Raw genomic sequence first — 20,111 nt, 5'->3', positions numbered from 1 at the left:
CGCCTCACTGCCCTGCCCGACCGCCCGACTGCCCTGCCCGACCGCCTGACCGGCCGAGATCGAGGGTCGCCCGGTGTTCCTTCCACCGGTCGAGCATCGTTCGCAATTCGTTGTGGAGGAACTCGAAGAACGCCGCGGTCTCGGCCGCCCGCGCCCCCGCGGGCGTGTCGGGGCCGAGCATTTCCGCCCCGTCGCGCAGGACCCTTTCCCAGCGGGTCAGGACCTGGTCGCGGCGCGTGAAGGTCTCGTACCAGAGCTCGTTGTGCAGGACATAGCGGTCGCGGCGCGAGCCCGGGTCGCGCTCCCTGCCGACCATGTTGGCCTGGGAGAGGTAGCGGATCGCGCCGGAGACGGCGGCCGGGCTGATCTGCAACCGCTCGGACAGCTCCGCCGACGTCATGCTGGCGGTCTCCGAGGCGAGCAGCGCCGCGAAGACGCGTGATGCCGTCCGCTGCATGCCGGCTTCGGTCAATTCGGACGCGAAGCGCTCCACGAAGCGCGATACAGCTTCTGCGTCCGGCCCTGTCGCGGTGGCGCCACCACTGTTCTGGTTGCTCTCACCGTTCTCGCTGCTCATCGCCTCATCGTCTCCCCTGCTCAGCCCGCCTCAGCGAGTTTATACGCTTCCTTAACTTCACAACTTTGTGAAAGTAGCGTATGTTCTGAATCATGACGAAGGCAATCACCGTCGCCGGACTGCACAAGTCGTTCGGGCGGACGCATGCGCTGGACGGCCTCGACCTCGCGGTCGAGACCGGTGAGGTCCACGGCTTCCTGGGCCCCAACGGCTCCGGGAAGTCCACCACCATCCGGGTCCTCCTCGGCCTGCTGCGCGCCGACTCCGGCGCCGCGCAGATCCTCGGCCAGGACCCGTGGAAAGACGCCGTCGAACTGCACCGGCGCATCGGCTACGTACCGGGCGATGTGACGCTGTGGCGCAACCTCAGCGGCGGTGAGGTCATCGACCTGTACGGGCGGTTGCGCGGCGGCCTAGACAGGACGAGGCGCGCGGACCTCGTCGAGCGGTTCGAACTCGACCCCACCAAGAAGGGGCGTACGTACTCCAAGGGCAACCGGCAGAAGGTTGCCCTCGTCGCCGCCTTGGCGTCCGACGTGGACGTGCTCATCCTCGACGAGCCCACGAGCGGCCTCGACCCGCTGATGGAGGAGATCTTCCAGCAGTGCGTCGCCGAGGAGCGCGACCGTGGCCGCACGATCCTGCTCTCCAGCCACGTGCTGAGCGAGGTCGAGGCGCTGTGCGACCGCGTCAGCATCATCCGCAAGGGCCGGACGGTGGAGACCGGTTCGCTCGCGGACCTGCGCCACCTGACCCGTACGAGCGTCACCGCCGAGCTGGCCGGAGCGCCCAACGGGCTCTCGCACCTGCCGGGCGTGTACGACCTCGACGTGCAGGGCAAGCGCGTGAAGCTCCAGGTCGACACGGACAAGCTGAACGCCGTACTCAAGTCGCTGAGCGAGTCGGGCGTGCGGTCGCTGACCAGCACCCCGCCGACGCTGGAGGAGCTCTTCCTGCGCCACTACACGACGGACGAGGTGGCGGCGCGATGACTGCCACGGCTACTCGCGCAACGGGCGCCCGTTTCGCTCCGCGTACCGGCGGGTCACGTCAACTGGCGGGGACCGGCGCCCTGTTGAGACTGGCACTGCGCCGGGACCGGGTCATGATCCCGGTGTGGGTGCTGGTCATCGGCCTCATGGTCACCAGCGGATCCGGGTCGATCGAGCAGTTCTACGACACCGAGGCCGAGCGGGACAGCCTGGTCCGGTCCCTGATGACCAACGGCTCGCTGCGCGCGATGTACGGGCCGGTCTTCGACGACTCGGTCGGCGCGCTCGTCGCGTGGCGGTTCGGGGTCTTCGCGGCCGTACTCACCGCTGTGATGAGCCTGATGATCGTCATCCGGCACACGCGGGACGAGGAGGAGAGCGGTCGTCAGGAGCTGATCTCCTCGGCGGCGGTGGGCCGGCGCGCGCCGCTGACGGCGGCGCTGCTCGCGGCCGCCGTCGCCAACGCGGTCGTCGCCCTGATCATCGCCGGCGGACTGTCCGGGCAGGACGCGGGCGGGGCGCTCGCGCTGGGGCTCGCGGTGGGCGGCGTCGGCATGATGTTCGCCGGGATGGCCGCGATCATGGCCCAGTTCACGGAGAGCGCCCGGCCGGCGCGGGGGCTCACGGCGGCGGTGCTCGGTGTCGCGTTCGTCCTGAGGGCGGCGGGCGATGCCTCGACGAGCGACGGCTCTTCCGTCCTGACGTGGCTCTCGCCACTCGGCTGGGCCGAGAACGTCCGGCCGTTCGCGGCCGAGCGGTGGTGGGTGCTCCTGCTGATCGCGGTCGCGGTCGTCGCGCAGGGGGCCATCGCGTACGTCCTCGCCGGGCGCCGCGATGTCGGGATGAGCTTCCTGCCGTCGCGGCCGGGGTCGGCCGAGGGGCGGATCGCCACGGCGGGCGGGCTCGCGTGGCGGTTGCAGCGGGGCAGTGTGCTGAGCTGGAGCGTCGGGTTCTTCCTGGCGGGCGTCGTCTTCGGCGGGATGACGGACGGGGTCGCCGACCTGGTCGGCGACAACGAGGACGCTCGTGAGATCTTCGAGCGGATGGGCGGGCAGAGCGGCCTGACGAACGCGTTCCTCGCCGCGATGGTCGGCATCCTCGGCCTGATCGCCGGGTTGTACGTCGTCCAGTCCGTGCTCCGCCTCAACAGCGAGGAGACCTCGCAGCGGGCCGAGCCGGTCCTCGCGAACGCGGTCGGCCGACTCCGGTGGGCCTCGGGCCACCTGGTCATCGCCTTCGGCGGCGCCGCGCTGATCATGCCGGCGGGGGGCCTGGGCCTGGCGCTGGGCCATGGCAAGGACTTCGGCCCGGTGCTGGGGGCGTCCCTGATCCAGCTCCCGGCGGTCTGGGTGCTCGGCGGGTTCGCGGTCCTGCTGTACGGCGCCTTCCCGAAGGCGGCGACGGCGGCCTGGGCGGTGGCGGGCCTTTCGCTGGCCCTCGGCTGGATCGGCCCGGCGCTGGAGATCCCCCAGTGGCTGATGAACCTCTCACCGTTCGGGCACCTGCCGAAGCTGCCGGGGGCGGAGGTCGTGTGGGCGCCGGTGGTGGCGATGACGGTGGTTGCGTTTGCGCTGGTGGCGGCGGGGTTGGCGGGGCTGCGACGCCGGGACGTCCTTTCGTGAGTGCGGAGTGCCTCAAACGCGGCGTTACGCCACACGCTGGGCGGGCAGCGGGGATTGGGGTGCGCGGGGCGGGGGGGGCGGGGCGGGGCACGGGTGCGGCGCGGCGGTGGGCGCGCGGGGCCGGGCGGGGCGGGCGGGGCCGGGCGGGGCGGGCGGGGGGCGGGGCGGGCCTTGCGCCTGCGGCGGGCTTCTTCCCCACCCCGCCCCTTCCCGGCTGTGACATTTGCGGCTGCCGCCGCGGGGGGCTCCGCCCCAGACCCCGGTCCTCAAACGCCGGACGGCTGAAAGATCAGCTGCTCCGGCGGCCTGGGGGATTGCCCCACGCGGCGGCAGCCGCAGAATGTCACAGCCGGGAAGGGGCGGGGTGGGGAAGTTTCAGACCTCGGCCCGTAGCCCCCTCAAGCCACGGATCACGTAACCCGGCTTCCATTCCGGCGGCGCCCCAGCAAGCCGCATCCTCGGCGCCCGCCGCAGCAACTCACCGAAGGACGCCGCCAGTTCGAGACGCGCCAGCGGTGCCCCCAGGCAGTAGTGGATGCCCGCACCGAGCGACACGTGCGGATTGTCCGTGCGGGCGAGGTCGAGGACGTCGGGGCGGTCGAAGACCGCCGGATCCCGATTCGCCGAGCCGAAGAGCAGCGCCACCTCCGAGCCCCGCGGCAGAGTGACCCCGTCGACCTCCACGTCGTCCAGCACCCACCGCTCAAAGAGCTGCAGCGGCGTGTCGTACCGCATCAACTCCTCCACAGCGGTGGGCAGCAGACCGTGATCCGCCCGCAGCGCCGCCAGCTGCTCCGGGTGGCGGAAGAGCGTCCACCACCCATTGGCCGTCGTATTGACCGTGGCCTCGTGCCCCGCGTTCAGCAGCAGCACGCACGTCGAGATCATCTCCTGCTCGCTGAGCCGGTCCCCCTCGTCGTACGCGGCAATGAGCGCCGAGATCAGGTCGTCCGCCGGATCCTTACGGCGTACGGCGATCAACTCCCTCAAGTACTCCGAGAATTCGACCGACGCCCGGACCGCGCGGCGGGCCGTCTCCTCCGGCGGGTTCAGCTCGTACATCCCGCAGATGTCCGCCGACCAGGGCCGGAGCAGCTCCCGGTCCGATCCCGGGATGCCGAGCATCTCCGCGATGACCGCCACCGGCAGAGGTTCGGCCACCGCCGACAGCAGGTCCCCGCCGCCCTCCGCGACGAACGCCCCGACCAGCTCGCCCGCCAGCCGCCGCACCGTCGGCGCCAGCCGCTCGACCGTGCGCGGCGTGAACGCCTTGGAGACCAGGCGCCGGATCCGGGTGTGGTCGGGCGCTTCGAGGTCCAGCATGCCGTTGTCGTTGAGGACGTGGAACGGCTCGTGCTCGGGCGGCGGCGGCGTGCGCCCGAACTCCTCGTGCGTGAAGCGATGGAGGTACGTACGGCCGAGCCGGCGATCACGCAGGAGGGCGGAGACGTCGGCGTGGTGCGGGACCAGCCACTGCCGCGTCGGCTCGTACCAGTGGACTCGGCCACGGGCCCGCAGCTCGGCGTACGCCGGGTACGGGTCGGCGACGAAGGAGGGCGACCAGGGATCGAACGTCTCTGCCATGACGAAACGCTAACGGACACCGGGCGCCCGCGACAGAGACCCTCTACCCCGGCGTGACCAGCCGCGCCTCGTACGCGAACACCGCGGCCTGCGTACGGTCCCGCAGGCCCAGCTTCACCAGGATCCGGCTCACATGCGTCTTGATCGTGGACTCGGCGACCACCAGATGCGAGGCGATCTCCGCGTTCGACAGGCCCTGGGCGATCAGCACCAGCACCTCCGTCTCCCGCTCCGTGAGGTCGCCGATCTGGGCGAGAGCAGGCGGACGCGGGGCCTCGGCGAGCTTCGAGAACTCCGAAATGAGGCGCTTCGTCACCGTCGGGGCCAGCAGCGCCTCGCCGGACGCCACCACCCGCACCCCGTCGGCCAGCTGCCGCGCCGACGCGTCCTTGAGCAGGAAGCCGGAGGCGCCCGCGCGCAGCGCCTGGTACACGTACTCGTCGAGGTCGAACGTCGTCAGCACCAGCACCTTGGCGTCCGCGTCGGCCGCGACGATCTCCCGCGTCGCCTCGATGCCGTTCAGCTCCGGCATACGGATGTCCATCAGTACGACGTCCGGCCGCAGCGCGGCGACCTGCGCGATCGCCTCCCGGCCGTTCACCGCCTCGCCGACGACCTCGATCTCCGGCATCGCGTTCAGGAGGACCGTGAAGCCCTCGCGGACCATGATCTGATCGTCGACGATCAGCACGCGGATGCTCATGCGGTCGGCTCCGGTGTCACCACGGCCGCCGGTTCGGCCGGCGCGACAGGGATGAACGCCGCCACCTCGTACCCGCCCTCCTCCGTCGCCTGCGCCGCCATCTCGCCGTTCAGCATCGACACCCGCTCCCGCATCCCCGTGATTCCGTGCCCGGCCCCGGGCGAGGGCTTGACCAGGCCCTGGGGCGCGGTGTTCACGATGCGCAGACCGAGGCCTCCCAGCACGTACGACACCTCGACCTTCGCCGTAGAGCCCGGCGCATGGCGCAGCGCGTTGCTCAGTGCCTCCTGGATGATCCGGTACGCCGAGAGCTCGACGCCCTGCGGCAGCTCCCGTACGGAACCTGTGATCGTTTTGTCCACCGTCAGGCCCGCGTCCCGGACATTCGCCATCAGCCCGTCGAGCTCGGCCAGCGTCGGCTGCGGCGCGTCCGGCGCTGCGTAGTCCTCCGCCCGTACGACGCCCAGCACGCGCCGCAGCTCGGTCAGCGCCGCCACCGCGTTCTCGCGGATCGTCACGAAGGCCTGCTCCAGCTCGGGCGGCGGGTTCTCCACCCGGTACGGGGCGGCCTCCGCCTGGATCGCGACCACCGACATGTGGTGCGCGACGACATCGTGCAGCTCGCGGGCGATCGTCGTCCGCTCCTCAAGCAGCGTGCGCCGGTCGCGCTCGACGGCGGTGACGGTCCGCTGGACGGTGACTTCCTCGTTCGCTTCCCGGCGGATGTGCAGCACGGTCACGACGAGCAGCGCGAAGATGGACACCAGGCCCATTGCCCCGGTGTCGTCCGTCTGCCCGTAGCCATTGGTGGACATCATGACGCCGAGTCCCAGCGTCAGGACCCACATCCACCCGGCCGTGCGCGGCCGGGTTCTGGCCGCCACCACGACCATCACCACGAGGTGGCCGACGAAGGCGCTCTCGGTCCACGGGTACGTGGCACCGGAGTCGCCGCCCACCAGGCCGGTCGACACCACGGTGGCGAACAGCGACAGCCACCATGCCAGGACCGGCCGGAACAGGGTCAGCGCCACCGGCACGGCCGATACGGCTCCGACCAGCAGCATCGTGGCGCCGGAGAGCCAGCCGCTCGACCCCACCGTGGTCGCGATCAGAATCGTGAACAGGGCCATGCCCAGCACTGCCGCGTGCGGCGCCCATGCCCCGTACTCCCGCATACGGGCAGGCAGCTTCCGCACAAGGGGGCTGTCCTTCCGCATCCGCGGCAGCGGGCGGTAGGCGAAAACTCCCTCGAACAGGTCCTGGCGCAGGCCGCTGAGCGCCCCCATCGCCAGGCGGAGCTCGGGGCTGCGGTTCTTCGTCTCAGTCACGCACGAAACGGTAGGTGCTGGCGCCGCCGCCGTCGTCAGTCCCGAAGGGGATCCTCCCGCCTCCGCCCCAGGTACTACACAGCTCAGCCGGACCATGCCCGGCAGCGCTCACCACGCCAATTGCGCGATCTCCTCCGCGGCGACCGCGCACGCGTCCGCCGCCGGGTCGATCAGCGGGAAGTGCCCGACGTCCTCCAGCAGCGTGAGACCGACCGTCTCGCCCGCCTTCGCCGCCGCCTCGGTGTACGCCTCCGCGACCGCCTGCGGTACGACGATGTCGGTGCGGCCCTGGACGATGACCGTGGCGATGCCCGTCGGCAGCAGCATGGCCGGGTCGGCGTACGGCCGCCGCTCGTCGAACCTCGCCCGCCCGCCGAGGAGCTGCACGGCCGCACCGGAGCACACGTCCAGCTCGTCCGCGACCGCGAAGTCCGCGATCGGCGCGAGCGCGACGATCCCGCGCAGGGGCGGCGCGTCCGCCAGGTACCACGGCGAATCCGGGGTCAGTACGTGCCGGGCGGACGCCCACAGCGCGAGGTGGCCGCCGGCCGAGTGGCCGGTGACGACGGTGCGCCGCGAGTCGGCGCCGGGCAGTGCCTCCCGTACGAGACCGGGCAGCAGGTCCATCGCCGCCGCCACGTCGTCGAACGTCTCCGGCCAGCGACCGGCGACCGGATCGGTCCCCCGCTGCTGCGGCAGTTCCCCGCCCCGCCGGTACTCGACATTGGCGACGGCGAAGCCCCGACGGGCCAGGAAGTCCGCGAACGGCGTGATGTGCTGCCGGTCGTACGGGGCCCGCCAGGCGCCGCCGTGCAGGACGACGACCAGCGGGGCCCGCTCCCGGCCGTCGCGCGGCGCGTAGAAGTCGATCACCTGGTCGGGGTGTTCGCCGTACGCCGCGGTTGCGTCGGGCACGACGGCCGGGTGGGCGAAGGCCGACTCGGCCTCGGCAGCGTCCCGTTCGGCTGAGGGGTCCGGCATGAGGGGACCAACCCTTCGGTGCGTACAGCCAATTGATCTAGCCGACGGGACGCTACCAGCCCTCAGGCCGGCACTTCTCCCGGCGTTTCCGCCAGGACTTGCGCCAGTACCCGGGCCGCTCGCTCCGCATCGGCGAAGCCCACATACAACGGTGTAAATCCGAACCGCAGGACGTCGGGACGGCGGAAATCACCGACCACACCACGCGCGATCAGCTGCCGCATCACCTCGCCGGCGCTCAAACCCCCGTCGCACCGCAGAGACACCTGGCTGCCCCGCTCGGCATGCGCCGCCGGGGTCACCGGCACGACCCGCCCCTCGGGCACGTACGCGTCCACGCACTCCAGGAAGAAGTCCGTCAGCGCGAGTGACTTTTCGCGCACGGTTTCGACGGCGACGCCGTCCCAGACGTCGAGCGCGGCCTCCAGCGCCAGCATGGACAGGATGTCGGGCGTGCCGACCCTGCCTCGTGCCGCACCGTCCGCCGGGGCATAACCGGGGGTCATGCCGAACGGGTCGGTGTGCGAGTTCCAGCCCGGGAGCGGGGAGTCGAATGCGGCCTGGTGGCGTTCGGCGACGTACAGATAAGCAGGCGAACCGGGCCCGCCGTTCAGGTACTTGTACGTACAGCCGACCGCGAAGTCGACGTGGTGCGCGTCGAGTCCGACCGGCAGCGCGCCCGCGCTGTGGCACAGGTCCCAGACGGCCAGGGCCCCGGCCGCGTGGGCGGCGGCGGTGAGTCCGGGCAGGTCGTGGAGGCGGCCGGTGCGGTAGTCGACGTGGTTGACGAGGACCGCGGCGGTGCGCGGGCCGAGGGCGGCCGGCAGGTCGGCGGGGGCGACGGGGACGAGCCGCTTGCCCGTCATCCTGGCCGCCGACTCGGCTATGTAGCCGTCCGTGGGGAAGGTCGTCGCGTCGACGAGTATCTCGTCCCGGGACTCCGGCGCCAGCCGGGCCGCAGCCACAACCGCCTTGAAGACATTGACGCTTGTCGAGTCGCCCACCACGACCTGACCGGCCGCGGCGCCGACGAGCGGCGCTATCCGGTCGCCGATGCGCTCGGGCGCGGTCCACCAGCCGCTCTCGTCCCAGGAGCGGATGAGCAGGTCGCCCCACTCACGGTTGATGACGTCGGCCACCCGCGCCGGTACGTGGCAGGGCAGCGCGCCCAGCGAATTGCCGTCCAGGTAGACGGCGGAGTCGTCGAGGGCGAAGAGCTCGCGCCGCTTGGCGAGTACGTCGGCGGCGTCCAGGGCCGCGGCCCGCCGCTGGAGATCGTCCCGGAGATCAGACATGGCTGCGCGCCGTCCACAGCTCGGGGAACACGTTCTTCGTGGCCCGCTTCTCCAGCCAGGCCACTCCGGCGGAGCCGCCGGTGCCGACCTTGGATCCCATGGCACGCCGGGTCGCAACGAGATGGTCGTTGCGCCATCGCCACACCAGTTCGCCCACATCGGTCAAGACCTCGCCCAGGCGCACGAGTTCGTCGTTCTGGTCGCCGCGGTAGACCTCGGCCCAGACCTCCTCGACCTCGGGCGAAGGCTCGTACTTCTGTGCCAGATCGCGGTCCAGCACACCGGCGGGCACCCGCAGGCCGCGCCGTGCGAGGAGCCGGAGCGTCTCGTCGTACAGGCCCGGCTGGTGCAGCGCCTTCTCCAGCTCGGCGTGCACACGCGGCGCACCGCGGTGCGGGACGAGCATCGAAGCGGACTTGTCGCCGAGCAGGAACTCCATCCGCCGGTACATCGCGGACTGGAACCCGGAGCCCTCGCCGAGCGCGCTGCGGTACGAGTTGAACTGCGCAGGGGTGAGGTGGGCGAGCGGTCGCCAGGAGGCGTTGAGCGCTTCGAGCTCACGCAGCGAGCGCTTGAGCGCGTCCATCGCGACCGGCAGATTGTCCTCGCGCAGCGCGGTGGCCGCGGTCTCCCACTCATGGACGATGACGGTGAACCACAGCTCCATGACCTGGGTCGTCACCAGGAAGACCATCTCGCCGGGATCGTCGGAGCGAGGGTGCTGGAGGTGGGTGAGCACATCCGCCTGGACGTAGTCCTCGTAGGGAGTAGTGCCCGCAAAATCCAGGTTCGGGGTCTCCGAACCTGCACCGGGGGCATCGGGGTATTGCGACATCGCTGTCTCCTCGACACGAACTTCCAGGTAGCGGTCCGCCCCTTCCTTGTCGGCTACGGAGCCCCGGTCCCTTCCCGGCATCATAAGACGAGCGCTCGACGGTCGGCCCTGTGAGGTGCGTCCCGTCTGCGGCGCAAGGCCTGGTGGTACGGCCTGGTAGTACGCCGCAGACGCGGGGAAGCCCGCGCCCGTACGCGTCCGTGAACGCGTGGGCGCGGGCTCCAGAAGGCGCTCCTGGCTCCTGGCTACCGCTCAGCCGAGAGTGTCGGCCGCCGCCGGGGAGGAGTCCCGCAGGAAGGCCGAGCAGCGCTCGTACTCCTCCTGCTCACCGATCGACTGCGCGGCGCGGGCGAGGGCGTGCAGCGCGCGCAGGAAACCGCGGTTCGGCTCGTGCTCCCACGGCACGGGACCGTGGCCCTTCCAGCCGGCGCGGCGCAGCGCGTCGAGGCCACGGTGGTAGCCCGTACGGGCGTATGCGTACGACTCGACGACCCGTCCGCTCTCGAATGCCTCGTCGGCGAGCTGGGCCCAGGCGAGCGAGGACGCGGGGTACTTCGCGGCGACATCGGTCGGCGCGGATCCGTGTCCGAGCAGTTCGCGCGGCTCCGGGTCGTCGGGCAGGTGGGTCGGGGGCGGTCCCCCGAGCAGGTCTTTGTGAATGGCCATGAGCTCCAGTCTGCCTGGCTCAGGGGCCGGGCGGCACCGCCGGGGGGCGAGGGCCGCCACCCGCACGCTCAAGCGGCGGTGCCGCCACCCCGCAGTGCACTTTGCACTCCGGCACATCGCGCTCCCGCTCCGGCTCCAGCACCCGCACCGTCGCCCAAGCGATCACCGCCCCCAGCACCAGCAGCCCCGCGCACATCGGCATCGCCCGCCGGAACGTCTCGCCGAACTCGGCCGCCGAGCGGTACGCCTCCGGGCCCATCCCGGCCAGCAGCGGCAGCGCCGCCACCGCGACCAGGCCGGCCGCGCGGGCTGCCGCGTTGTTGATACCGCTGGCCAGCCCCGCCCTGCCGGTACTGACGGAGGCCAGGACCGTCGCGGTCAGCGGCGCGACCAGGGTCACCATGCCCGAGCCCATCACGAGCATCGCGGGCAGCACATCGACGACGTACGACGCCCCCTCGCCCACGCGCAGCATCATCAGCATCCCCGCCGCGCACAGCAGGGGGCCGACGGTGAGGGGGATGCGCGGGCCGATCCGCTGGGCCACTTCGCCGGACTTCGCGGACAGGAACAGCATCAGCACGGTGGTGGGGAGCAGCGCCGTACCGGCCTGAAGGGCGGAGTAGCCGACGACGACCTGGAGCTGGAGGGCGGTGAGGAAGAAGAAGCCGCTGAACGCCGCGTATACGCACAGCGTCACGAGGTTGATGGCGCTGAACTGCCGCGACGCGAAGATCGTCAGCGGCATCATCGGGGCGGCCCGCTCCTTCTCGACGTACAGGAAGCCCGCCCCCAGCACGATCCCGACGGCCGCGGAACCGACCACCAGCGCCGACGCGCCCCGCTCCGGCGCCTCGATCAGGGCGTACGTCACGAGCCCGAGAGCCAGCGCGGCGAGCCCGGCACCCAGCACGTCGAAGCGGCCGTGCGCCTGCGGGTCCTTCGACTCCGGTACGTGCTTGAGCGCGACGGGGACACAGAGCGCGGCCAGCGGCACGTTGAGCAGGAACACCCAGCGCCAGCCGGGACCGTCGACCAGCCAGCCGCCGAGGAAGGGCCCGACAGCCGCTCCGACCCCGCCGAGCCCGGACCACAGACCGACCGCGCGTGCACGGTCGTCGGGGTGGAACGAGGCCTGGATGATCGCGAGGGAGCCGGGCGTGAGCAGCGCACCGCCGACGCCCTGCAGGGCGCGTGCGACGATCAGGATCCCGGCGTTCGGCGCCAGTCCGCACAGCAGCGAGGCCACCGCGAACCACACCACACCGATCACAAAGATCTTCCGCCGCCCGAACCGGTCGCCGAGCGCTCCGCCGAGCAGGATCAGCCCGGCGAGGGCCAGCATGTAGGCGTTGACGGTCCACTGGAGTGCGGCCAGATCGGCGTCCAGGTCCTTGCCGATGCGGGGCAGGGCGACGCTGACGACGGTGGAGTCCAGCATCGCCATGCTGGAGCCGAGGACGGTCGTCAGCACCACCCAGCGCCCGGTACGGGTGCCGAGCCTGATGTCCATAGCAGGATCATCCTCGCCCGGGCCGCGGCGCGCAGGTGGACAGGAGAGCCGTCGGGCCCGGCACCTCCGAGGAGGAACCGGGCCCGACGTGCCTGGCGTAATTGCCCGAGTTACTTCAGCTTGGTGCCCGTGGAGCGCAGGTTCGCGCATGCCTCGGTGACGCGCTTGGCCATCGACGCCTCGGCAAGCTTCCCCCAGGTACGCGGGTCGTACGTCTTCTTCGAGCCGACCTCGCCGTCGACCTTCAGGACGCCGTCGTAGTTGCGGAACATGTGGTCCGCGACCGGGCGGGTGAAGGCGTACTGGGTGTCGGTGTCGAGGTTCATCTTCACGACGCCGTTCTCCAGCGCGGTGGCGATCTCTTCGGCCGTGGAGCCGGAGCCGCCGTGGAAGACGAAGTCGAACGGAGACGCCTTGCCGTACTTCTCGGCGACGCCCGCCTGGAGGTCCTTGAGCAGCTCGGGGCGGAGCACGACGTTGCCCGGCTTGTAGACGCCGTGCACGTTGCCGAAGGAGGCGGCCAGCAGGTAGCGGCCCTTCTCACCCAGGCCGAGCGCCTCGGCGGTGCGGAGCGCGTCGTCGACGGTCGTGTAGAGCTCGTCGTTGATCTCGTGGCTGACGCCGTCCTCTTCACCGCCGGTCGGGGTGATCTCGACCTCAAGGATGATCTTCGCGGCGGCGGCCTTCGCGAGCAGCTCCTGGCCGATGGCCAGGTTGTCGGCGAGGGTCTCGGCGGAGCCGTCCCACATGTGGGACTGGAAGAGCGGGTTCTGGCCCTTGGCGACGCGCTCGGCGGAGATGTCGATCAGCGGACGTACGTACGTGTCCAGCTTGTCCTTGGGGCAGTGGTCCGTGTGCAGCGCGATGGTCACCGGGTACTTTTCGGCGACGATGTGCGCGAACTCGGCGAGCGCGACGGCGCCGGTCACCATGTCCTTGGAGTACTGGCCGCCCAGGAACTCGGCGCCGCCGGTGGAAATCTGGATGATGCCGTCGCTCTCGGCCTCCGCGAATCCGCGCAGCGCCGCGTGCAAGGTCTGGGTCGAGGTCACGTTGATGGCCGGGTAGGCGAACTTGCCTGCCTTCGCCCGGTCGAGCATCTCGTTGTAGACCTCGGGGGTTGCGATGGGCATCTGTCCGCTCCTTGTGATGTGCGGGTAGTGGTGCTGGGCCCTGACCTGGGGGCGACGTCATCGTCGCCCCCATCTTTCCAGACTCTCGCCAGGACTCCACCGCGGTGTACCGCACGGACATGAGTGAGGGGCGGGCTGTTTCACGTGAAACAGCCCGCCCCTCACAAAATCCCAGGTCAGTCCTGGTAACGCCCCGGTCAGCCGAGGTCGAGATCCGCCAGCTGGTACCCCGTGAGGTACGGAAGCCCGGCCTCCGCGATGGCTCCGGCCGCGCCGCGGTCGACGATCGTCGCCACCGCGACAACCTCGCCACCGGCCTCCCGGACCGCCTCGACGGCGGTCAGCGGGGAGCCGCCCGTGGTCGAGGTGTCCTCGACGACCAGGCAGCGGCGGCCCTTGACGTCTGCGCCCTCGATGCGGCGCTGCATGCCGTGCGCCTTCTGCGCCTTGCGTACGACGAAGGCGTCCAGGCGCCGGCCGCGTGCGGCGGAGGCGTGCAACATCGACGTCGCGACCGGGTCGGCGCCCAGCGTGAGGCCGCCGACGCAGTCGAAGTCGAGGTCCGCGGTCAGGTCCAGCATCACCTGGCCGACCAGCGGTGCGGCCTCGCCGTCCAGCGTGATCCGGCGCAGGTCGATGTAGTAGTCGGCCTCGATGCCGGATGACAGGGTCACCTTGCCGTGCACCACGGCCTTGTCCTTGATCTGCTGGAGCAGCTCACCACGTACGTCAGTCATGCCCATGAGCTTAAAGCCGCCGCACTAGAGCCGCCGCCAGGTCCAGGTGGTCGCGATCTCCAGCGGTTCGATCGGTGTCACGAACTGCGGGGTCGTATTCAGACCGTTCGGCGGCCCGGACTGCGGCTCCACGCACACGGCCTCGGGCTGCTTGTCGTAGATGACGACCCACTCGGCGCGGCTGGCCACCTTCAGCTCCAGCTGACCCGGCCAGGTGAGGGTGACGTCCACGCCGTACGGCATTCCGAAGCAGTCGTCCCACGGGCCGGGCGCGGGGTCGATACGCCGCCCGGTCGGGATGTGGTCGTCGCCGCGTTCCTCCTGCCAGGCAGGTGTGAAGTCCACCTGGACGTCCTCGCCGCCGAGGTTGCGCAGGAACCAGGGGTGCCAGCCGGCCTGCGCCGGGAAGGAGTCGCCGTACGTCTCGATCCCCATGGCCAGGGTGAGCGAGTCCTCGGCCAGCTCGAAGGTCTGGGTGACCCGGCCCGGGTACGGCCATGGGTCGGCGAGGTCGTACGTGAACGCGGCCTCGCTCTTCTCGGCGCGGGCGGTGCGCCAGGCGGTGTCGCGACCGGTGCCGTGGATGGCGTGGGGCGGTGAGTTGAGCGGCAGTTGGTGCAGGGTCGCGCCGTTGCGGAACTGCCCGTGCTCGGTGCGGCCGCACCACGGCACCATGGGGAAGCAGCCGTACCGGTCGCCCTGCCGCAACAGCTCGGTGCCGCCGATGCGGAGGCCGGTCATGCGGCAGCCGTTGTCCTGGGCGATGGTCAGTTCGGTGTCGCCCGCCGTCAGTCGCGTCTGTTGGATGCTCACGCTCCGACCCTATGGGCTGGGGGAGGGGGTGCGTGGTGCGGTTGCCTGCGGCGCTCCCCCACTACCGCCTCCGCCGCAGCACCCGCCCCACCACCACCGCCGACGCCAGCGCAATCGCCGCCGCCGGTGCGATCCAGCGCAGGGTGGCGCTGGTCGACGTCGCCTGGGGCGCCGGTACCGGGGCGTAACGCCCGCGCGGTGGCGCGTGGTCGACCTCTTCCGCGCTGCGCCCGATCATGGTGCGCCGCGCATGAGCCGCCTCGGCGGGCGGCTCGCTGGGGGCAGGCACTCCCGGTACGTCCGCCATAGCGTCGAGCCCCGGCGGCGGCACCTCGGTGTCGAACACGGACTCACGCGGTTCCGCGGGGGAAGCGGGGGCAGCCTCCTCCGGGCCACCCTCCGAGTCCGCCTCGGCCCCCGCGTCGGCATCGCCCCCGGCGTCGGCCTCGGCCCCCGCGTCGGCATTGGCGTCCGCATCCGCAACCGCCTCCCGCCCCGCCTCATCCACCAGCCTCGCGGTGAACCGGTCCAGCAGCCGATGCGCCGCAGCCAGCGTCGTCTCCGCATCCTGCTCCGCGATGCGGCCCTCGCCACTGGCCGTCCCGGCGTACGTCACGGTCGTACCCCTACCGCCACCGCCGCCGTCATCACCCTCCGCCAACCCCACCGTCAACGCCAGCTTCACCGCACCCGTGCCGCGCGCTTCCGTGCCCTCGCCTTCGACATCGAAGCGGCCGTCGGGCCGGGGGGAGACGCGCAGGGTTCCGCGGTACGTGATCGTGTGGCCGCCGACGCGGAGTTTCAGGCGCCCCGAGAGCGGCCCGGACGCCGTGTCGGCGTCCTGCTGAAGCCCCGGGACGCAGTGAGCGACGCGGGCGGGGTCCCCCAGCGTCTGTCGCAGGGCCTCTGCCGGAACCGGAACGAACACCTCATGCTCCATGGGCCCGAGCCTACTCACGCACACCCGCCCGCACCCGCCTCTGCGCGGAATCCGCACGCGCCGCCCAGCCGATACACCGCCCAGTCCGCGTACCGCCCGGCCCATGCCCCGCCAAGCCGGTGCACCGCTCAGCCCGTGTACCGCGGGTGCACCAGCGTCGAAGCCGGCACCCCCCGCACCCGAGCCCCCTCCGCCGACCGTTCCCCCGCCCTGAGCGCCTCCGGCGTCAGCGACCGGAGCCGGGGCGCATTCGCCGCGAGGGCGAGCTCAGGGGGCGTACCTCTCGCGGCGAGTACGAAGCCCCAGTCGTCCGGGGCCGCCGCCGCGCCCGACGCGCGGTCGGGCCCCGCGGTGAAACCGGAGAGGCGGCCGGCCGCACGGTACGGGCGGGTCCGCAGGCCGGCCGCCCGCAGCGTCGCATCCACCGTCCAGTAGACGCGCGGCCGCGTCGCGAGCGGCCCCGCGTGGACGACCAGCCGCCCGCCGCCCGCCAGGACGCGCGACGCGAGCCCGTAGAACTCCTGGGAGTAGAGCTTCGTGCTGGGCGTAATGCCGGGATCGGGCAGATCCGAGATCACCACGTCGTACGGCGCCTCCCCCGGCCCCTCCTCCCGAAGCCAGGTGAACGCGTCGGCATTGGTGACCCTCAGCCTCGGATCCCGGTGGGCGTGCCGGTTCAGCGCGGACAGGGCGGGGTCGGTGCGGGCGAGCCGCACGACGCCGGGGTCGAGTTCGATCATCGTCAGCGACTCGACGTCCGGGTAGCGCAGGACCTCGCGCGCCGCGAGCCCGTCACCGCCGCCCAGGATCAGCACGCGCGCGTGACGCCCGCGCATCACGGGGTGGACGAGCGCCTCGTGGTACCGGTACTCGTCGCGGCCGCTGATCCGCAGCCGCCCGTCGAGGAAGAGACCGAGCGGCCCGCGCGGACTCCCGGTGACGACGACCTCCTGCACGTCGGTCTGTACGGCGATGCGCACCTGCGCCCCGTACACCGAACGCCGCGCCGCCCGCTCGAAGTCGTCGACGAGGACGGTCGCGGTGGCGAGCAGGGCAAGAACGACGGCATTCGCGACGATCAGCAGCCAGCGCGACCGCGGCGTCAAGTCCCGCCGGAACAGCAGCAGGACCAGGGCCCCGCCCGCCACCGTATTGACCGCCCCAGTCACCAGCGCACCGGTCAACTGCCCGGCCAGCGGCAGCAGAAGGAACGGGAAAGCCAGCCCCCCGGCCAGCGCCCCGACGTAATCGGCGGCGAAGAGATCCGCCACATCACCGCTCGCGTCCCCGCTCTCGCCGCGCCTGGCCATCCGCTGGATCAGTGTCATCAGCAGCGGAATCTCGGCGCCGATGAGGACACCGATCGTCAGCGAGAAGGCGACCAGCACATACCGCGCCCCGCCGACCCAGGCGAAGGTCGCATAGAGCACCAGCGCCGAACACCCGCCGACCAGCGCCAACGCCGCCTCGACCAGCCCGAATCCGAACGCGGCGTGGCAGCGCAGCCGCTTGGCGAGCAGAGAGCCGATCCCCATGGCGAAGACCATCACCGAAAGCACGACGGACGCCTGGGTGACGGAGTCGCCGATCAAGTAGGAGGCGAGAGCGACCAGTTCGAGTTCGTAGACGAGTCCGCACGCGGCGCAGATGAACACCACGCCCAGCACCAGGAATCGGCCGGTCCGCGGCCGCACAGGCAGGGGCGCCGCGGCTACCGGCTTCGTCTGCAGCACTGGCATTTCGATCACCATGCGAACGCTACGTCACAGTTGGCTCACTGCCCGTCACCCACAAGGGTGCAACTACAGTGCGACAGGCATACGCGCGCCGACTCGTGACCGCGTGGCCACCAGCCGCCCCTCCTGCGGGTACGCATGCCACGTACGCCACCGCACCTGCCCCTCGTGCCGCTGCGCGAGCATCGCGGTGAACGCGTGCGGGCTGCCGGGGAATGTGCCCGCGAGGCCGTTGGGGTGGTCGGCGACCAGCGCGAGGAGTTCCTGCGCGCGCCCCGCGAACTGGCCCTGCGAGAGCGTCTCGACGCGCGCCGCGAATTCGTACTCCCACTCCCCGAACCTCTTTGCCACCCCGAGCGGCAGCGGCGTACTGCTGCCCGGCATGCAGGCGACGGTCTCGGAGCAGGCGTTTCCGGCCTCGTCCAGGAGCACTTGGTGGGACGCGCCGAGGAGTCTCAACTGGAGTGTGGCGCAGCCGAGTTGGAGATCGAGCACAGCAAGGGCGGGCAGCGGCTCCCGACCCAGCGCCCACGCCAGATCGGCGGCACGCGTGTCGGTATAGGCGGTCTTGAGTGTCGTGAGCATGTGTGGGCTCCGCAAACAGGCGTTTGGAAGGGTGGACCGGGGTCACCCGGGAGGTGTGTTCAGCGGATTCGGGGGACCGCCCGCTCGGGTCCACATGAGGTCCGAGGGCTGATGTTCTGCACAGCGAGAGAATCACGAAGCGCGCGCCGCTCATAGCATTTTTACCCAACTTGAAAGGGTTTCCACCCCCTCGGGGGCCAAGCAGTTCAACTGTTCAACAAGAAAGCGCCCGGCGGGAGTTAACCGCCGGGCGCCTGATGTGGTGCATGACTGATGCGAAGGGTGGTACGCGGATACGCGGACCGGCAACTGCCCCGTGTCAGTCGCCACGTCAGTGCGCCGCGTCAGTCGCCACCACCACCGCCACCGCCGCATCCACCACCACCGCCACAGGAGTGGCCCCCGCCGCCCTCCCACCAGCTGCCGCCGCCGCTGTGACTGCCGGACCGGTTCCGTCCGCCGCGCCGTCCCGCGGACCTGGTCAGCGCCACGATCACCACCGCCACAGCGACCAGTACGAACAATGCGAACTCCATGCCCCTCACCGACTTTCCGATCCCCCGAAGCGAGGCACTCGCTTCTTGCTTCTTGCGTGACAGGGGGATGCCCTCGGCCATCCGCAGCCAAAGCAGACTTGAGCAACTCCAGAGGTTCGGCCCAGGATGGCCGCCATGACGAGGCCGAACGAACGACCGCTGCTCAACCGCCGACTCGCCGAATTCGGTACGACGATCTTCGCCGAGATGTCGGCGCTGGCCCTGACAACGGGCTCGATCAACCTGGGCCAGGGCTTCCCCGACACCGACGGCCCCGAGGAGGTCAGGGAGGCGGCGGTCCGCGCGCTGCGCGAAGGCCGCGGCAACCAGTACCCGCCGGGCCCCGGCATCCCCGAGCTGCGCACCGCCGTCGCGAACCATCAGCAGCTCCGCTACGGCCTGACGTACGACCCCGACACCGAGGTCCTCGTCACCGCCGGCGCGACCGAGGCGATCGCCGCGTCCCTGCTCGCCCTGCTGGAGCCGGGCGACGAGGTCATCGCGCTGGAGCCGTACTACGACTCGTACGCCGCATGCATCGCGATGGCGGGCGGCACGCGTGTCCCGGTCACCCTTCGCCCGCACGACGGTTCGTACCGTCTCGATCTGGACGAGCTCCGGGCCGCCGTGACGCCCCGCACTCGCCTCATCCTCCTCAACACCCCGCACAACCCCACCGGCACCGTCCTCACCCGCGAGGAGCTCGCGGCCGTCGCCGGGCTCGCCGTCGAGCGCGACCTGATCGTCGTCACGGACGAGGTCTACGAGCACCTGGTCTTCGAGGGCGAGCACATCCCGCTCGCCTCGTTCCCCGGAATGCGCGAGCGTACGGTCACGATCTCGTCGGCGGGCAAGACGTTTTCGTTCACGGGGTGGAAGGTCGGCTGGATCACCGCAGCGCCGGCGCTGCTGGCGGCGGTCCGGTCGGCGAAGCAGTACCTGACGTTCGTGTCCGCAGGGCCTTTCCAGTACGCGGTGGCGGAGGCGCTGCGCCTGCCCGAGGCGTACTTCACCGCCCTGCGCGACGACTTGCGGGCCAAGCGCGACTTGCTGTCGGCGGGACTTGCGGATGCGGGCTTCGAGGTTTACCGGCCTGCCGGTACGTACTTCGTCACGACCGATATCCGGCCCTTCGGAGAGGACGACGGCTTCGCGTTCTGCCGCGCGCTGCCGGAGCGGTGTGGGGTGGTCGCGATTCCCAATGCGGTGTTCTACGACCATCGGGGGGAGGGCTCGCCCTTCGTGCGATTCGCATTCTGCAAGAGCTTCGACGTCCTCCGGGACGCGGTGGCGCGGCTGAAGGGGCTGGCGGGGTAGTGACTTTTCCCCACCCCGCCCCTTCCCGGCTGTGACATTTTGCGGCCGCCGCCGCGTGGGGCTCCGCCCCAGACCCCGGTCCTCAAACGCCGGACGGCTGAAGGATTCAGCCGTCCGGGGGGCCTGGGGGCTTGCCCCCAGTTCGGGAAGGGGCGGGTAGGGGAAACAGCCCCCGCAGGGCACGCCCGGCGTCCGGTACGCCCACTCGGCCGCCC

At 71.1% G+C, this 20,111-nt stretch carries 19 protein-coding genes; 3 read left to right on the top strand and 16 right to left on the bottom strand.

The features are described 5' to 3' along the window. Nucleotides 1-4: 4 nt before the first annotated feature. Nucleotides 5-577, bottom strand: a complete 573-nt coding sequence (locus PXH83_RS15870) for a GbsR/MarR family transcriptional regulator (protein ID WP_274560954.1) — start codon at nucleotides 575-577, stop codon at nucleotides 5-7. Nucleotides 578-669: 92 nt separating this feature from the next. Here PXH83_RS15870 and PXH83_RS15865 point away from each other — a divergent pair, with 92 nt between their 5' ends. Both PXH83_RS15865 and PXH83_RS15860 read left to right on the top strand, forming a co-directional pair. Next, complete coding sequence (locus PXH83_RS15865; protein ID WP_274560952.1) at nucleotides 670-1,569, top strand: ABC transporter ATP-binding protein; 900 nt, start codon at nucleotides 670-672, stop codon at nucleotides 1,567-1,569. After that, nucleotides 1,566-3,191, top strand: a complete 1,626-nt coding sequence (locus tag PXH83_RS15860; RefSeq protein WP_274560949.1) for an ABC transporter permease — start codon at nucleotides 1,566-1,568, stop codon at nucleotides 3,189-3,191. Before PXH83_RS15865 ends, PXH83_RS15860 begins: the two co-directional genes overlap by 4 nt. 375 nt (nucleotides 3,192-3,566) lie before the next feature. Here PXH83_RS15860 and PXH83_RS15855 read toward each other — a convergent pair whose 3' ends face one another. The 15 genes from PXH83_RS15855 to PXH83_RS15785 all read right to left on the bottom strand — a co-directional run bounded on the left by PXH83_RS15855 (nucleotide 3,567) and on the right by PXH83_RS15785 (nucleotide 18,579). Continuing rightward, nucleotides 3,567-4,775 carry a cytochrome P450 gene (locus PXH83_RS15855; protein ID WP_274560947.1) on the bottom strand — a complete coding sequence of 403 codons (1,209 nt, stop codon included), beginning with the start codon at nucleotides 4,773-4,775 and terminating at the stop codon, nucleotides 3,567-3,569. 43 nt (nucleotides 4,776-4,818) lie between these two features. Then, nucleotides 4,819-5,478 carry a response regulator gene (locus PXH83_RS15850; protein WP_274560945.1) on the bottom strand — a complete coding sequence of 220 codons (660 nt, stop codon included), beginning with the start codon at nucleotides 5,476-5,478 and terminating at the stop codon, nucleotides 4,819-4,821. Then, on the bottom strand, nucleotides 5,475-6,767 hold the full coding sequence (locus PXH83_RS15845; RefSeq protein ID WP_274562846.1) for a sensor histidine kinase: 1,293 nt from the start codon (nucleotides 6,765-6,767) through the stop codon (nucleotides 5,475-5,477). Before PXH83_RS15845 ends, PXH83_RS15850 begins: the two co-directional genes overlap by 4 nt. A 150-nt stretch (nucleotides 6,768-6,917) precedes the next feature. After that, nucleotides 6,918-7,790, bottom strand: a complete 873-nt coding sequence (locus PXH83_RS15840; RefSeq protein ID WP_274560943.1) for an alpha/beta hydrolase — start codon at nucleotides 7,788-7,790, stop codon at nucleotides 6,918-6,920. A 62-nt stretch (nucleotides 7,791-7,852) separates the two neighbouring features. After that, nucleotides 7,853-9,085, bottom strand: coding sequence for a kynureninase (gene kynU, locus PXH83_RS15835; protein ID WP_274560940.1), 1,233 nt, complete (start codon nucleotides 9,083-9,085; stop codon nucleotides 7,853-7,855). Further along, entirely contained in the window at nucleotides 9,078-9,920 is an 843-nt protein-coding gene (locus PXH83_RS15830) for a tryptophan 2,3-dioxygenase family protein (protein ID WP_274560938.1), read from the bottom strand. Before PXH83_RS15830 ends, kynU begins: the two co-directional genes overlap by 8 nt. Nucleotides 9,921-10,172: 252 nt before the next feature. Beyond that, nucleotides 10,173-10,586, bottom strand: coding sequence for a DUF3151 domain-containing protein (locus PXH83_RS15825; RefSeq protein ID WP_274560936.1), 414 nt, complete (start codon nucleotides 10,584-10,586; stop codon nucleotides 10,173-10,175). A 19-nt stretch (nucleotides 10,587-10,605) separates the two neighbouring features. Continuing rightward, nucleotides 10,606-12,099: an MFS transporter gene (locus tag PXH83_RS15820; protein WP_274560933.1), complete on the bottom strand. Its 1,494-nt coding sequence runs from the start codon at nucleotides 12,097-12,099 to the stop codon at nucleotides 10,606-10,608. Nucleotides 12,100-12,209: 110 nt separating this feature from the next. Beyond that, a complete protein-coding gene (gene fbaA / locus PXH83_RS15815; protein WP_214921550.1) occupies nucleotides 12,210-13,232 on the bottom strand; it encodes a class II fructose-bisphosphate aldolase in 1,023 nt (340 codons plus the stop codon). Between the two features lie 197 nt (nucleotides 13,233-13,429). After that, the gene (gene pyrE, locus PXH83_RS15810) at nucleotides 13,430-13,969 is read right to left on the bottom strand and encodes an orotate phosphoribosyltransferase (protein ID WP_274560929.1); all 540 of its coding nucleotides are present in this window, start codon (nucleotides 13,967-13,969) and stop codon (nucleotides 13,430-13,432) included. A gap of 24 nt (nucleotides 13,970-13,993) precedes the next feature. Next, the gene (locus PXH83_RS15805; protein WP_274562845.1) at nucleotides 13,994-14,776 is read right to left on the bottom strand and encodes an aldose epimerase family protein; all 783 of its coding nucleotides are present in this window, start codon (nucleotides 14,774-14,776) and stop codon (nucleotides 13,994-13,996) included. Between the two features lie 67 nt (nucleotides 14,777-14,843). Continuing rightward, the gene (locus PXH83_RS15800) at nucleotides 14,844-15,722 is read right to left on the bottom strand and encodes an SRPBCC domain-containing protein (protein WP_274560926.1); all 879 of its coding nucleotides are present in this window, start codon (nucleotides 15,720-15,722) and stop codon (nucleotides 14,844-14,846) included. A gap of 128 nt (nucleotides 15,723-15,850) precedes the next feature. After that, a complete protein-coding gene (locus PXH83_RS15795) occupies nucleotides 15,851-17,461 on the bottom strand; it encodes a polyamine aminopropyltransferase (protein ID WP_274560924.1) in 1,611 nt (536 codons plus the stop codon). A 63-nt stretch (nucleotides 17,462-17,524) separates the two neighbouring features. Further along, a complete protein-coding gene (locus tag PXH83_RS15790) occupies nucleotides 17,525-18,043 on the bottom strand; it encodes a DUF2617 family protein (RefSeq protein ID WP_274560922.1) in 519 nt (172 codons plus the stop codon). 344 nt (nucleotides 18,044-18,387) lie between these two features. Further along, nucleotides 18,388-18,579 carry a hypothetical protein gene (locus tag PXH83_RS15785; RefSeq protein ID WP_274560919.1) on the bottom strand — a complete coding sequence of 64 codons (192 nt, stop codon included), beginning with the start codon at nucleotides 18,577-18,579 and terminating at the stop codon, nucleotides 18,388-18,390. 126 nt (nucleotides 18,580-18,705) lie between these two features. On the opposite strand from PXH83_RS15785, the gene PXH83_RS15780 reads away from it, so the two are divergent. Next, nucleotides 18,706-19,896 carry a pyridoxal phosphate-dependent aminotransferase gene (locus PXH83_RS15780; protein ID WP_274560917.1) on the top strand — a complete coding sequence of 397 codons (1,191 nt, stop codon included), beginning with the start codon at nucleotides 18,706-18,708 and terminating at the stop codon, nucleotides 19,894-19,896. Nucleotides 19,897-20,111 lie beyond the last annotated feature (215 nt).

Source organism: Streptomyces spiramyceticus, assembly GCF_028807635.1.
Classification (GTDB): Bacteria; Actinomycetota; Actinomycetes; order Streptomycetales; family Streptomycetaceae; genus Streptomyces; species Streptomyces spiramyceticus.
This window is presented reverse-complemented; position numbering and strand designations above follow the sequence as displayed.

Excerpts from the sequence above, each read along its gene's own strand:
- PXH83_RS15860 (WP_274560949.1), top strand. The coding sequence starts at position 1,566 with ATGACTGCCACGGCTACTCGCGCAACGGGCGCCCGTTTCGCTCCGCGT.
- PXH83_RS15825 (WP_274560936.1), bottom strand. The coding sequence starts at position 10,586 with ATGGCCATTCACAAAGACCTGCTCGGGGGACCGCCCCCGACCCACCTG.
- PXH83_RS15855 (WP_274560947.1), bottom strand. The coding sequence starts at position 4,775 with ATGGCAGAGACGTTCGATCCCTGGTCGCCCTCCTTCGTCGCCGACCCG.
- PXH83_RS15840 (WP_274560943.1), bottom strand. The coding sequence starts at position 7,790 with ATGCCGGACCCCTCAGCCGAACGGGACGCTGCCGAGGCCGAGTCGGCC.
- PXH83_RS15845 (WP_274562846.1), bottom strand. The coding sequence starts at position 6,767 with ATGGGGGCGCTCAGCGGCCTGCGCCAGGACCTGTTCGAGGGAGTTTTC.
- PXH83_RS15820 (WP_274560933.1), bottom strand. The coding sequence starts at position 12,099 with ATGGACATCAGGCTCGGCACCCGTACCGGGCGCTGGGTGGTGCTGACG.
- PXH83_RS15865 (WP_274560952.1), top strand. The coding sequence starts at position 670 with ATGACGAAGGCAATCACCGTCGCCGGACTGCACAAGTCGTTCGGGCGG.
- PXH83_RS15795 (WP_274560924.1), bottom strand. The coding sequence starts at position 17,461 with ATGCCAGTGCTGCAGACGAAGCCGGTAGCCGCGGCGCCCCTGCCTGTG.
- PXH83_RS15830 (WP_274560938.1), bottom strand. The coding sequence starts at position 9,920 with ATGTCGCAATACCCCGATGCCCCCGGTGCAGGTTCGGAGACCCCGAAC.
- PXH83_RS15850 (WP_274560945.1), bottom strand. The coding sequence starts at position 5,478 with ATGAGCATCCGCGTGCTGATCGTCGACGATCAGATCATGGTCCGCGAG.
- pyrE (WP_274560929.1), bottom strand. The coding sequence starts at position 13,969 with ATGACTGACGTACGTGGTGAGCTGCTCCAGCAGATCAAGGACAAGGCC.
- PXH83_RS15780 (WP_274560917.1), top strand. The coding sequence starts at position 18,706 with ATGGCCGCCATGACGAGGCCGAACGAACGACCGCTGCTCAACCGCCGA.
- PXH83_RS15800 (WP_274560926.1), bottom strand. The coding sequence starts at position 15,722 with ATGGAGCATGAGGTGTTCGTTCCGGTTCCGGCAGAGGCCCTGCGACAG.
- fbaA (WP_214921550.1), bottom strand. The coding sequence starts at position 13,232 with ATGCCCATCGCAACCCCCGAGGTCTACAACGAGATGCTCGACCGGGCG.
- PXH83_RS15785 (WP_274560919.1), bottom strand. The coding sequence starts at position 18,579 with ATGGAGTTCGCATTGTTCGTACTGGTCGCTGTGGCGGTGGTGATCGTG.
- kynU (WP_274560940.1), bottom strand. The coding sequence starts at position 9,085 with ATGTCTGATCTCCGGGACGATCTCCAGCGGCGGGCCGCGGCCCTGGAC.
- PXH83_RS15790 (WP_274560922.1), bottom strand. The coding sequence starts at position 18,043 with ATGCTCACGACACTCAAGACCGCCTATACCGACACGCGTGCCGCCGAT.
- PXH83_RS15870 (WP_274560954.1), bottom strand. The coding sequence starts at position 577 with ATGAGCAGCGAGAACGGTGAGAGCAACCAGAACAGTGGTGGCGCCACC.